11 protein-coding genes and 1 pseudogene are annotated in these 12,333 nt (G+C 38.7%); 8 read left to right on the top strand and 4 right to left on the bottom strand.

Annotation, left to right across the window (positions count from 1 at the left end; translation table 11 throughout):
* Positions 1–1,139, bottom strand: a pseudogene (locus ACTB0Y_RS09410) (hypothetical protein); the annotation flags it as partial.
* A 152-nt stretch (positions 1,140–1,291) separates the two neighbouring features.
* Between ACTB0Y_RS09410 and ACTB0Y_RS09415 the strand changes: the two are divergent.
* Positions 1,292–1,795: a tetratricopeptide repeat protein gene (locus tag ACTB0Y_RS09415; RefSeq protein ID WP_463206566.1), complete on the top strand. Its 504-nt coding sequence runs from the start codon at positions 1,292–1,294 to the stop codon at positions 1,793–1,795.
* Between the two features lie 96 nt (positions 1,796–1,891).
* Here ACTB0Y_RS09415 and ACTB0Y_RS09420 read toward each other — a convergent pair whose 3' ends face one another.
* Positions 1,892–3,637 carry a hybrid sensor histidine kinase/response regulator gene (locus ACTB0Y_RS09420; protein ID WP_463206567.1) on the bottom strand — a complete coding sequence of 582 codons (1,746 nt, stop codon included), beginning with the start codon at positions 3,635–3,637 and terminating at the stop codon, positions 1,892–1,894.
* Between the two features lie 32 nt (positions 3,638–3,669).
* Between ACTB0Y_RS09420 and ACTB0Y_RS09425 the strand changes: the two genes are divergently transcribed.
* Together ACTB0Y_RS09425 and plsY are read left to right on the top strand one after the other, a co-directional pair.
* Positions 3,670–5,082: a thioredoxin-like domain-containing protein gene (locus tag ACTB0Y_RS09425; protein ID WP_463206568.1), complete on the top strand. Its 1,413-nt coding sequence runs from the start codon at positions 3,670–3,672 to the stop codon at positions 5,080–5,082.
* Positions 5,083–5,088: 6 nt separating this feature from the next.
* Complete coding sequence (gene plsY, locus ACTB0Y_RS09430) at positions 5,089–5,709, top strand: glycerol-3-phosphate 1-O-acyltransferase PlsY (protein ID WP_463206569.1); 621 nt, start codon at positions 5,089–5,091, stop codon at positions 5,707–5,709.
* Here the strand turns inward: plsY and ACTB0Y_RS09435 are convergent.
* Positions 5,687–6,535, bottom strand: a complete 849-nt coding sequence (locus tag ACTB0Y_RS09435; RefSeq protein ID WP_463206570.1) for a diadenylate cyclase — start codon at positions 6,533–6,535, stop codon at positions 5,687–5,689. The two genes, plsY and ACTB0Y_RS09435, sit on opposite strands and share 23 nt — an antisense overlap.
* Positions 6,528–7,376, bottom strand: a complete 849-nt coding sequence (gene folP / locus ACTB0Y_RS09440) for a dihydropteroate synthase (RefSeq protein ID WP_463206571.1) — start codon at positions 7,374–7,376, stop codon at positions 6,528–6,530. Before folP ends, ACTB0Y_RS09435 begins: the two co-directional genes overlap by 8 nt.
* Positions 7,377–7,661: 285 nt before the next feature.
* On the opposite strand from folP, the gene tmk reads away from it, so the two are divergent.
* From tmk to prmA, 5 genes are all read left to right on the top strand, one after another.
* Entirely contained in the window at positions 7,662–8,348 is a 687-nt protein-coding gene (gene tmk / locus ACTB0Y_RS09445) for a dTMP kinase (RefSeq protein WP_463206572.1), read from the top strand.
* Between the two features lie 66 nt (positions 8,349–8,414).
* Complete coding sequence (locus ACTB0Y_RS09450) at positions 8,415–9,647, top strand: BT_3928 family protein (RefSeq protein ID WP_463206573.1); 1,233 nt, start codon at positions 8,415–8,417, stop codon at positions 9,645–9,647.
* Positions 9,644–10,735 carry an ABC transporter permease gene (locus ACTB0Y_RS09455; RefSeq protein ID WP_463206574.1) on the top strand — a complete coding sequence of 364 codons (1,092 nt, stop codon included), beginning with the start codon at positions 9,644–9,646 and terminating at the stop codon, positions 10,733–10,735. The genes ACTB0Y_RS09450 and ACTB0Y_RS09455 overlap by 4 nt, the downstream gene beginning before the upstream one ends.
* Before the next feature lie 2 nt (positions 10,736–10,737).
* Complete coding sequence (tpiA, locus tag ACTB0Y_RS09460; protein ID WP_463206575.1) at positions 10,738–11,490, top strand: triose-phosphate isomerase; 753 nt, start codon at positions 10,738–10,740, stop codon at positions 11,488–11,490.
* A 12-nt stretch (positions 11,491–11,502) separates the two neighbouring features.
* Complete coding sequence (gene prmA / locus ACTB0Y_RS09465; RefSeq protein WP_463206576.1) at positions 11,503–12,330, top strand: 50S ribosomal protein L11 methyltransferase; 828 nt, start codon at positions 11,503–11,505, stop codon at positions 12,328–12,330.
* Positions 12,331–12,333 lie beyond the last annotated feature (3 nt).

Consider the following 12,333-nt stretch of genomic DNA (forward strand, 5'->3'; position numbering starts at 1 on the left):
GCTTCTGCTGCTTTTTTGGCTTCTGCAATAGAATCCTGCCGGCGCTGTTCCGCCTCTGCTTGTTTCAAACTATCTGATCTGGCTCTTACACGTGCAGCTTCACGGGCACGTGCAATACTGTCCTGATACTGCTGTTGGGCCTCTACCCTGTTTAAACTGTCTGCCCGGGCTTTTTCTTTGGCCATTCGTTGTGCCCGGGCAAGTGCTTCCTGGCGTTTGCGTTCTGCTTCTTCTTTTCGCTGGCGCTCAAGTTCGGCCAAACGCTTTTTTTCTGCGGCTTCTTTGGCTTTTTGTATGCTATCCTGTTTCTGTTTTTCTTCGGCTAACCTGCGCTCGCGCTCTTCTGCAATCCTTTTAGCCTCTGCAATAGAATCCTGCCGCTGTTGCTCTGCCTGTGCGCGTTTTAGGCTATCGGCACTGGCTTTTTGACGGGCAATTTCGCGAGCCCGGGCAATGGAATCTTCTTTCCGTTGTGCTGCTTCAACTTGCCTTAAACTATCGGCCCGGGCTTTTTCCTGTGCCAGTACCCTGGCTCTTTTTTCAGCAGCACGTCGCTCTGCTTCTTTCTGAGCCAGTTTTTTGGCTTCAGCTTCTGCTGCAGCTTGTTCGGCTTTTTCCTGGGCCTTTTGTTCCCTGGCCTGTGCTTGTTCTTGTTCCTTTTTCTGTTGATCGATCTTGGACTGGATGGATTTGGAATAATCCATATCATAGCCGAAATCTCTGATTGAAGGATCGTATTTTATCAGCCCAACGGGTTGATTGAAAACTACCAATTTACCTTCTTGCTGCTCCTCCAGTACAACACGAAATTCGTAGGGTCTGAAAGGAAACAACAAGGGGTCGTTTTTAGGGGCAGCAGGTACTTTGGTGTTTACCTGTATTTTTTTTGTGATATAACCCTTGCGGGCAAAAGACAGTATGTAGGTTTTACCATATTCCAGTTCGAAATCGAACTTACCATTACCCGGCGGGTTGACTTCTTTTACCTTGTTTCCATTTTCGATAAGGGTAATGGTAGACTTTTCTTCATCGCCCCCTTTAACTTTCAATTTGCCAAAAACGACAAAAACATCTTCCTGACCAACCATGATGGTTGGGAGGAAAAACAGTAAAGCAATAAAGAAATACTTTATGTTCATAAATATTCTTTTACCTTGCTCAGGTATGACTGCAATTGCCTGCCTGAACTAATAATGTACATGGATTAAAAACAACCCGTAATTTTACCCATTATTGTTTTATTAATATTTTATATCTTAAGCCTAACAAAAAAAGTTAAAATTTGCCGAATATGAAAAAATATTTAATGCTCATTTTGCTGGTTTCATTCCTTGATTGCTCTTATGCCCAGAAAAACGATACTTTACTGGACTATGGTATGCAATTAATACGCCAACAAAGTTTTGAAAAAGCTATTCCATTTTTGAATACGTATAGTCAAAACCATCCTGAAAACCTGAATGCCAGACTGCAACTTGCATTCTGTTTTACACAAACACATCAACTTGATAAGAGTATAGAGCTGTACAAGAGCATTTTATCCACGCGGCCGGGTTATCATCGCGCCTATTATATGCTGGCCAATTTATATATGGAAAAAAAGCAGTTTGACGAGGCTTTAGCATATTCTAATAAAGCACTTAACTTTGAAAAAGATAACGCTGACTATTTGCTTGTAAAAGCACAAATATTAAGGCATCGTGGTGATTTGAAACAAGCCTGCCGATATTATAAAAAGGCTAAACGAAAAGGAAGTAGAGAAGCTAAATACAGCCTGGACAAGTATTGTAAGTAGTCTTTGTTCGAATACTGTTATATTGCTAATTAACTGATAATTGGTTAAAAGTAAGCACCTAACAGGTTTGTCAAATGACGAAACTTCAGTTAGCAGCTATTTGAAGTACTTACCAACTGTTTTTATCAATTGCTTGGGTCTTATGGGCTTAGATAAGAAGTCGTTACAGCCTATTTTATAACATTTTTCATCTTCATCAGCCATCATAAAAGCTGTTTGAGCAATAATTGGAATGTGTGGTTTTTTATCTTTTATATATGTAGCAGCTTCATAACCATTCATTTCAGGCATTTGCAAGTCCATTAAGATTAGGTCAATCTCAGGATTCTCATCTATGGTTTGGCAGGCTTCTACTCCATTTTTTGCCCAAATAACATTAGCTCCCGTTGGATTAATAATTTCACGCAGAAAAATAAAGTTGAACTCAACATCCTCGGCTATTAAAATATTCTTTCCGGTCCAGTTATCACTTTCATGCACTTCTTTTTTGCCCTCAGTTTTTTTAACTCTGAAAAAACGTTCGGGAAAACCCAGATAAAATGTTGTACCTTCATTAATCTCAGAGTCAAACCAAAGCTTACCGCCCATTTGTTCAAGCATTTCTTTCGCAATACTAAGTCCCAGACCAGAACCACCACTTTCGAATGTAAAAGCATGTTTTGTACTTTCGAAAAGATTAAATATTTCGCTGTGTTTTTCTTTGTCGATTCCTTTACCAGAATCACTAATGAAAAACATTAACCCATCCTGATTCAACTTAGCACCAATTTCGATTGAACCTTCTGTGGTATGTTCCTGGGCATTTTCATACAAAATATTGATAACTTGATTTAATCGAAAAACATCCACGTAAATTTCTGCCTGTACATCATCCGGTAGTTTATTGATCTGGGTAAATACTTTATCGGTTGCAGATATGGATTGTTTTTCGTCATAGTCAGTTTCAATTTCATTTAAAATGGTGTTGACATTTTTCCACTCCTGTCTAAAACGCATTTGCTCACTGCGTAACTTACTGGCATCGATAATATTGTCGAACATTCTGACAAGATTCCTGGAGCTCTGGGTAATTAAATTTATGAATTCTTCCCTTTCATCAATTGTAAGATCCGGGTCGGCCAATAAATCGCTAAACCCCACTATAGAATTCACGGGTGTTCGTACTTCGTGTGAAATATTGGTGAGGAAAGCTGTTTTAAGCTGATTAGCCTTATCGACCCTGGTCAGCATCTCTTTATTAGCAGCAATCACTGCGACGCGGTCAAAAGCCTGTGCAAATACTAAAGCAACGCTTTTGTAAAATGAAAACAGCAGGTTGTTTATCGTATTGAGATTTGGATTGCGAATTGCCAACAACCCATATACCTTATCTTTAATCTGCACAGGGAAAATCCACCATGACCCGGAAGTCAAATCAAAATGTCCGGATAAATAATTTTGTAATGGTTGAGCATCAGAACCGTTTTGAGACAAATAAACAACTTGAATGGTGCGAAGTAACTTTATAACATTCTCATTGGCTTTATAAGGTATATTGTCGGGAAATAAAGCAACTTCAGCATCCTGTTGACAATGTATACCTTTCCGGATAAATTGCGATTTTTCGGCATCAATCCTGTAAATAGCAATGGGTTCGGCAGATACTTTTGCGATTTTTTTCAGTGTTTCCTGAATGTTATCAGTCGAAATTTCGCTGTCTTTACTTAATAATGGAATAGTTTCTGCTATAACCTCCTGCTGAAGGACACTCCATTGCAGTGTATCGAAGAGTTCTTTGGTCGAAAGCGAGTTTTCACCAAAATTATCATCTAAAAAATTATTTTTGTCTTCTGAATGTGTCATATTTGTACTTACAAAAATGAAAATATAAAAGTATGAAAATATTGTTAAAAATCCATCTATTGCTAATTACTTTATTAATGGCCGGAGGCAACATTCTGGCACAAGAAGTTAATATTGACTTTAAAATAAATGGCCTGGAGAATGAAGCTATTATTATTGCTCATCATTTCGGCGAAAACACTTTAGTGGATGACACTCTGCAGCTTAATATCGAAGGTTCGGCGACATTAAAAGCAGATACCCTCTTTCCACAAGGTCTTTATTTATGCATTTTCCCCGATCGCTCATATTTTGAATTTATAATGCCGGAAAATCAGCAATTTTCTATAGCAACAGATAATGGTTCGAATGCACAGAACTACATTAAAAGTATGGAAATAAAAGGTTCAGCAATTAATAAACGATTTGTTGAATATCAATTGTTTATGATAGAGCGTAACCAGGAATCGAACAATTTGCGCCAGGCACTTAAAAACGATCCTGATAATGAAAAACTGAAAAAGCAACTAAAAAATTTAAACAAGCAGGTCAAATCCGAGTGGAATAGCATTCAAAAGTCGTATCCCGGCTCATTTCTTGATAAAATGCTTAGTGCACTCTCAGAGGTCGACGTTCCTGAAGCCCCTAAAGATAAAAATGGGAATACCATTGATAGTTTATACCAATATAATTATTATAAGAATCATTTCTTTGACCACATTGATTTCAGCGACAACCAGTTACTGTATTCACCTATTTATCATCGAAAATTAAAATATTTCTTTGAACGTGTGGTCATCAGACGTCCGGATTCAACAATAGCTGCAGCCGACCGTCTTTTAAAGAAGCTTGAAGATAAAACGGAGTATTTTCAGTATACCCTTGCATTTATATTCAATAAATATGCACAAACCAAGTATATGGGTTTTGATCAGGTGATGGTGCATCTGGCAGAAAACTATTATTTGAATGGTAAAGCCGACTGGGTATCTGAAGAATACGTGGATAAGCTTCGTGAAAGGGTTGAAAAATTAAAGCCCAATTTAATCGGCAACGATGCTCCGAAATTGGATAAAGCTCAATCCATTGAAGGTTATTTTTATCCCCTGCACGAAGTAGAAGCCAAATATACAGTAATTGCCTTTTGGGAACCCAGTTGCGGCCACTGTAAAAAAGTAATCCCAAAACTGCACGAAGAAGTCTATACAGAAATGCAAAATTTGGGTGTGCAGGTTTATTCCTTTTATACACAGGCCGATAAAGAAGAATGGAGCAAGTTTTTAGAAGAAAAAGGACTCACAGACTGGATCAACGTATGGGACCCCAATAATTTCACTGATTTTCGTAATAAGTATGATGTATATAGCACGCCAACACTTTATCTTTTAGATAAAGAAAAAAATATTATTGCCAAAAGAGTGGACGTTGAAACCATCAAATCCATTATTTCGGAAAAAGAAAAGTAAAATACTATGATTATTGCAATAGCTACCATCATATTAGCCTACATTTTGGGCTCAATACCCACTGCGGTGTGGATTGGCAAAGCAAGATATAACCTTGATGTGCGTGAGCATGGTTCTGGTAACGCCGGTGCCACCAACACTTTTCGCGTTTTGGGCTGGAGGCCGGGGGTGGTAGTTTTTTTAACCGATACCGTAAAAGGCTTTCTGGCTGTATATTTCACACAAATATCGGGTATAGCAGATCATGAATTTGCTGCATTGTTTTATATTGCCAGCGGATTAATGGCCATTATAGGTCATATTTACCCTATTCTTGCCGGGTTTAACGGAGGAAAAGGTGTAGCTACTATGCTTGGTGTAGTATTGGCCCTCCATACACCCGGAGCCTTAATAGCGCTGGGTGCTTTTGCCCTGATATTTTTTACTACACAATATGTTTCCCTGGGATCATTGGTTGCAGCTGTTACCTATCCATTGGTAATTTTTGTTTTTTTTCCTGATGCAGATTTATATTTGAAAATTTTTGCATTTGTGTTAGCTGCCATTCTTTTTCTGAGTCATCGGGGTAATATTATGCGGCTGCTGAAAGGCACTGAAAATAAAGTCAGAATTTACGGAAAACATTAGCCAATAAATTATTCGGACGTGATGTTTCCTCTTTCTTTTGTTCATTAATACCGTACCAGTTTTCGAGCTTACTTCTTAATACCTGGCTATTGATATTGTACTGGTACGTATTAGGTTCAAAAATAGATATGCTGCCTGTTTCTTCAGAAACCGTTACAACCAATGAATGGTAATTCTCTGTCATTCCCTTGGCTGCCCGGTGCCTTAACCCCATTTGAGCAGGCAAATCAGTTGTTTTTGATAACGGAAGCACACATCGGGCTGCTACAATTTTACGATTAAAAATTACAATGGCTCCATCGTGCAACGGGCTGTTTTTGTAAAAAATGCTTTCAATTAACCTTCCCGATACCTTACTGTTAATGATGTCTCCCGACTCTATTACCGGACTGGGTTCGGCTCTTGTCGTAAGCACCATTAAGGCACCTGTACGCGTGGCTGACATGTTTACACAGCTTTTAACAATTTCATCTACTTCTTTATCTGAAAGTGATTTACGATTTTTATAAAAAAACTTTTCTACTGAAAAGCTCCTGCTAAAAAAATCGCGTGTACCAATCATGAGTAAAAAACGGCGTAACTCCTGCTGAAAAACTATAATGAGCGCTACCAGACCCACACCCATGAATTGACCTAAAATGGTACTTAACAAATCCATCTCAAGGGCTTCTACAAGTTGCCATGCAAGATAAACAGAAAAAATAACCACAAAAATATTGATGGCTACAGTACCTTTAATGAGCAAAAAAATCTGGTACATTAGAAATGCAACCAACAATATATCCAGTATATCCAGAAACCGGAGTGAAATAAATCCTTCAATCATATTGTTCTTGTGTTTTATTAACTACTGCAATCATCTGTGCTGCAGGTTTAACGTCATGTACCCTGATTATAGAAGCGCCATTTTGCATGGCTATAGTATGTAAAGCAATAGTTCCACAAAGACTATCCTCAGGGCTAATATTCAGCATTTTATATATCATAGATTTTCGTGACATGCCCACCAGGATAGGTTTGTCCAGCACTAAAAGTTCGCGCAGCCTACTGAGCAACAAGTAATTATCATCTATTTTTTTGGCAAATCCAAACCCCGGGTCTATTATTAAATCGTCAATTCCAGCCTGTGATGCCTTTTCTACCATTTCGGCAAAATAGAGGGTAATATCCCTTACAATGTCATCGTATTGCGTATATTGCTGCATATCCTGAGGTGTGCCACGCATATGCATTCCAATGTACGGTAACCTGTGGCGGCCGGCAACCTCGAGTATCTCCGGATCCAGCTGTCCCCCTGATATATCATTAATGATGGCTGCATTGTACTTTTCTATAGCCCAATTGGCTATTTCCGCCCTGAAAGTATCAACAGATACAGGAAACTCAGGATAATTAGTGGCCAGAATATCTAAAGCCGGGGCCAATCTTTCTTTTTCTAATTGCGGAGATATATTTTCGGCTCCGGGCCGCGAAGAATAGCCACCAACATCAATCCAGTCGGCTCCTTCGCTTATAATTTGAGCAATTCTGTGCGCTGTTTTTTTTTCACCCTGCACCCTGCTGCCGGCATAAAACGAATCTGGCGTAACATTTAATACAGCCATAATATGTGGCCGGTTCAGTTCAATCAGGTGATCATGTATTTTTATTGTATGCTTTCCTTTCATTGCAAAATTTCTAAGCAATAACGCTACTTAAAATTCAGTACGAAGGTACAATTTTATGCATAAAATTCGATGTGGAAACATTATTTTCAGACAAAGCGTAGCCCATTATCAATTTAATTGTTCAATTTCCTGTGATTGTTGAATAACGTGTTTATAAAAAACAACCTATTCACTTTTTACTGTAGTCAATGCTTAGTATATTTGAAAGCTTAATTCGCCTATGGCCTCATGTATGTGTCTTCTGGTGCATTATTTCAATTTTCAACAAGATCAAAACCGACTACAATGAATAAATTTATAGTACTCGAAGGATTAGATGGGTCAGGTAAATCGACTCAGATCGATTTATTAAAACGCTATTTTGATGAACAGGGTATCAATTATAAATTCCTGCATTTCCCACAAACAGCAACGCCCTACTTCGGACAAATGATTGCCCGTTTTTTACGCGGCGAATTTGGCCCCTTAGACGCAGTAGATCCCTATCTGGTAGCTATGCTTTATGCCGGCGACAGACATGCTGCATCGACTGACATCAGAGAATGGCTTTCTATAGGTTCAGTTGTGGTTGTAGACCGTTATGTAATGTCAAATATTGCATTTCAGTGTGCTAAACTTAGCAATGAAGCCGATAAAGAAAGATTACGCAACTGGATATTTCAGTTTGAATACAATTATTATCAAATACCAGGGCCCGGACTATCTGTTTTTCTTGATGTACCGATGGATTTTGTAAAGCATAATCTGGAAAATGAACGAAAAGGCAGCGATAGAGCATATTTGCAAGGTAAGCAAGATATTCATGAGGCACACAGCAGTTTTCAGGAAGTTGTAAGAAAGGAATACCTTGAGGCCATTAAACTTGATTCGACGTTTGAAAGGTTAAACTGTGCATTGGATGGAAAAATGAAACCCGCACAGAAAATATTTGAGGAAATAAAACATTTAATGAACCAATATAGCATTATATAAAAGCTTACATTACTATACTTCAATCAGTTAAACATTCTAATAAAAAGTATAACTTAAACCTGAGATATGAAACTCTTACGGAATTTTTCCAGATTACTCATCGGCATATTGTTTATTTTTAGTGGGTTTGTTAAAGCTGTTGATCCTTTGGGGTCAACTTACAAATTCACCGATTATTTTATGGCATTCGGCATGGATTGGCTCTCTCCAGCCGCTTTGTTTTTTGCGGTGGCCTTGTCAGCTGTTGAATTTGCCATAGGTTTTGCTCTTATAAACAATGTATTCACACGTGTAATCAGTGTGATCATGTTTATTTTTATGAGTTTTTTTACAGTACTTACCTTTTATTTGGCACTAACCAACCCTGTAACCGATTGTGGTTGTTTTGGCGATGCCATAAAATTAACCAACTGGCAAACATTTTATAAAAACCTGGTTTTCATGATACCGGCCAGCATTGTATTCTGGAAGAGAAATCATTTTGCATCGTGCTTTAATCGGGGCGCACAACTAATCATCGTAATTATAGGCGTGCTAATATCTTTATACATTTCAAAACAGAGCTATAATCATTTGCCGGCTGTTGATTTCAGGGCTTATAATGTGGGAACAGACATTCGGCTTGGTATGAGCGAAGAGCTGCAAGGTGCACCGCAACCTCAGTTCGAAACAAAAATTGTGTATGAAAAAGATGGCGAACAAAAGACCTTTACCACAGATAATTTGCCTGACAGTACATGGCAGTGGGTAGAAACCATCAGTAAGCAAATTGAGAAAGGTTACGAACCCCCAATTCAAAATTTTCATCTTACTGATCGCAGCAAGCAGGATGTAACCGATATGGTGCTCAACGACGAAAGATTTACGCTGATGGTAGTAGCTTACGATATAGAAAAAATGCCTGAGGAATCTTACACCACGCTTCATCGCATTTCGGATATCGGCGAAGCCAATGGTTTTCAGGTTTTTATGGTTACAGCCTCTAACCCGGCTGATGTCAATCAGTTTAAACGCGATCAATCTTTAATGACCACGACCTATTTTGCCGATCCCATTACCCTAAAAACAATTGTTAGAAGCAATCCAGGTATTGTATTTATGAAATCAGGCCTTATTCTTAAAAAGTGGCATTTCGATGATTTCCCAGGGGCAAATAAAATGGACGAATATAATTTGTATAAAGCTTCACTTGAATCGAAAAATAACGATACTTTGATGCTGACAGGTTTCTTTATTTTGATTTGGATGCTCTTGTCAGCCATATTTGAAATTGTTGGATTTAAATCCCGGTATTCGTGATTCGGCAAACGCTATCGGAAATTGGCTATGCTGTACTGGTTCTGTACGGGGTAGTATCACTGGTGTTTCTGTTATTCATCATTTTGCCGGGCGATCCGGCTCAAATGATGGTTGGACAACGGAGCGATGAACAAACATTAAACAATATCAGAAATGAATACGGGTTTAATGAACCTGTAGGAATACAATATTTAATGTATCTGAACGATTTATCGCCCATCAGTATAATAAAAGAAAATTCATCAGGATTTGCTCCCACTCCCGACAGATTTAAAAACTATTTATCGTTAGTACCGCTCGGAACCCAAACGAAACTTGTGCTGAAATGGCCCTATTTAAGAAATTCGTACCAAAGCAAACAACCCGTGAATCAACTATTGTCTAATGCACTGCCACAAACATTAATACTCGCTTTAGTCAGTATTGCAGTAGCTGCTATTTTAGGGATTCTCATAGGGTTTCTGGCTGCTTATTTCAAAGGAAGTATATTTGACAAAGGTATGGTTTCGCTCACTGCTTTGGGAATGAGTTTACCTTCCTTCTTTGCGGCCATTCTTATGGGATGGATATTTGCCTATTTGCTCGAATCCTATACACACCTCAATTTAACAGGAAGTTTGTACGAGATGAATCCGATTACCGGAGCACAGAATCTTGCCCTGCACAATTTAATTTTACCTGCATTAACCCTTTCTATCAGACCTCTGAGTGTATTTATTCAACTCACAAGAAATAGTTTATTGCAGGAAACAAGCTCCGACTATTTCGTAACTGCACTGGCCAAAGGCAATTCTAAAACCGGCGCCATGCGCAATCATGCGTTGAAAAATGCCCTAAACCCGGTTATAACAGTAATTTCTGGTTGGTTTGCTTCTATGCTCGCTGGAGTTGTGTTTGTAGAATATATTTTTGGATGGAAAGGTATTGGGCAGCTTTTGGTTAATGCACTGAATAATTATGATTTTCCTATCGTAATGGGTTGCATTCTAACGATAGCTTTCCTATTTTTATTGATTAATATGGCAGTCGACGTAATTTATCGTTGGCTCGATCCCCGAATACGTTATCAATCTTTAAAAAATAAATAATTATGAGAAAAATGATTGTTGCCGGAAACTGGAAAATGAATACCACCCTGCCCGAAGGTGAAAAACTTGTAAAAGAGTTGGTTGACTTATTAAGCGACTATAAGGGCGAAAAAGGTATTATCATTGCACCCCCGTTTACACATTTAAATGCTGTAAACAACCTTATTACCAACACGTCAATACACCTTGCTGCTCAAAACTGCGCTAGCGAAGAATCCGGTGCATATACCGGTGAGGTATCAGCCGCTATGATTGCTGCTACAGGAGCTAAATATGTTATTTTGGGTCACTCGGAGCGCCGGGAATATTTTAATGAAAGCGGTGAAACGTTACTACGCAAAACACAGTTGACTTTGCAAAACCAATTAAACCCTATTTTTTGCATTGGGGAGCAACTTACTCAGCGTGAGAGCGAACAACACGAGGCTACCGTAAAAAAGCAATTGGAAGAAACGGTATTTAAACTACCTAAATCTGATTTTGAAAAACTTATCTTGGCTTATGAGCCTGTTTGGGCCATTGGCACGGGTAAAGTAGCCAGCCCTGAGCAAGCACAAGAAATGCACGCATTTATCAGACAACTCATAGTGGAGAAATATGATGAAAAAACTGCCGAAAACATGAGTATTTTGTATGGTGGCAGTTGTAAACCAAACAATGCAACTGAATTGTTTAGTCAGCAAGATGTGGATGGTGGCCTTATTGGCGGCGCATCTTTAAAGGCCGAAGATTTTCGTGCCATTATTAACTCCTAATAAGCAAATCGAGTGGAATACACCGAAATAAGTATAGACCTGACGTCCCTAAAGAGTACTATGCAAGACATAGTAATTGCCGAATTGGGTGATCTGGGATTTGAAAGTTTCTTGGAAGAAAAGCAGTACTTACGTGCTTATATTCCAAGCCATGCATATAGTAAAGCAGATCTTCAGGAATTAAGTGCACAATTTGATAATTTTAGTTTTACAGCGAAAACCATTCCACAACAAAACTGGAATGCACAGTGGGAATCGAGTTTCACACCCATAAGCATTGACAACTATTGTTATATCAGAGCACCATTCCACGAGCCGGCTGAAGGTTTTGATTATCAAATAGAAATAGAGCCGAAAATGTCATTCGGTACGGGGCATCATGCTACTACACGTTTAATGATTCAGCTTATGCGTGGTATTAAGCTGAAAAACAAACAGGTATTAGATATGGGCTGTGGCACAGGGGTTTTAGGTATTCTGGCCAAAATGACCGGAGCTTCAATTGTTGATGGAATTGACGTTGATCAATGGGCTGTAGAAAACACTGTCGAAAATGCCAGGCGCAATAACGTTAATTTTAATGATGTAGTACTGGGGGATGCTGAGAAAATTGCACGCAGTTATGATGTGATTCTGGCCAACATTAATCGTAATATCTTGCTGGCTGATATTGAAATTTATGCAAAGCACCTCAACAAAGGCGGACAGTTATTCTTAAGTGGTTTTCTTGAAGCTGACACGCAGATTGTGGCCCAAAAGGCAGCATCATATCAACTTAAACTGACAGATCAATTGTCGGAAGATCAATGGCAGGCAATGGTTTTTAAAGCTTTAAATTAAATA

It is taken from the genome of Salinivirga sp. (assembly GCF_055145285.1).